The organism is Mesorhizobium sp. M2A.F.Ca.ET.037.01.1.1, from assembly GCF_003998075.1.
GTDB lineage: Bacteria > Pseudomonadota > Alphaproteobacteria > Rhizobiales > Rhizobiaceae > Mesorhizobium.
The window spans coordinates 1-721 of the sequence record NZ_RZSA01001626.1; the positions used below are offsets into that span (position 1 = coordinate 1).

A 721-nucleotide genomic window follows, 5' to 3' on the forward strand; every position below is an offset into this window, starting at 1 on the left:
GGTCGAGTGACACCTCCTTCGGCAGTGCTGACCATGGCTTGACGGAGAGCCGGTCTGCCAGTTCCTTCTCGTACGCGCGCTGACGCTCTACGAGTTCCTGGATGCCGCCGGGCCGGTGGCTGGCCTCCGTCACGCCCCACGCGGTGAAGAAGTCAGTCACGAAAACGGGCATGGTCTGCTGGACCAGTTGGAACCGCACCGGTGTGACCTCGCGTCCGTTATAGAGAAAGAGTGCTAGACCATGGTGCGTCTCCGTGCTGTCGCCCAGGGCGGCCCCTTGCGTCAGCGCGAAGGGGAAGGCCGCTCGGTTCCACCCGGGGGGATCATTGGGCTCGGACCAGACGCGGCCCGGCTGAACGACGATGTCCCAGAAGCTGCGCGTGCCGGGAAGCGAGCCGCTGCGCACGATGTCCTGGGTCGTCGGCACGAGATGGCCGCGGTGCGTGAAGAACGACAGCGAGACCTTGGGGAACAGAGTCGTGTCCTTGCCGACGACCGGATTGGATCTAAAGCCACCCGGATTCAGCTGACCCTCGACATCGCTGGCCAGCATTGTCATCGCTGCACCGTTTAAGTGCAATGTTCCGACGAACTGCTCACTTGCTTCGCCGGCACCTTCCGGAGGAGCGAACCTAACGTTCGTGGTGAGGCTGTCGGGGGCGGCGCCGGCGATGAGCTCATTCGCTGTGATCGGCTCGTTCGAGACCTCGCTGCGCAACAT

1 pseudogene is annotated in these 721 nt (G+C 63.9%); it reads right to left on the bottom strand.

Annotation, left to right across the window (positions count from 1 at the left end):
• A pseudogene (locus tag EOA27_RS41320) lies at window positions 1–721 on the bottom strand (hypothetical protein); the annotation flags it as partial.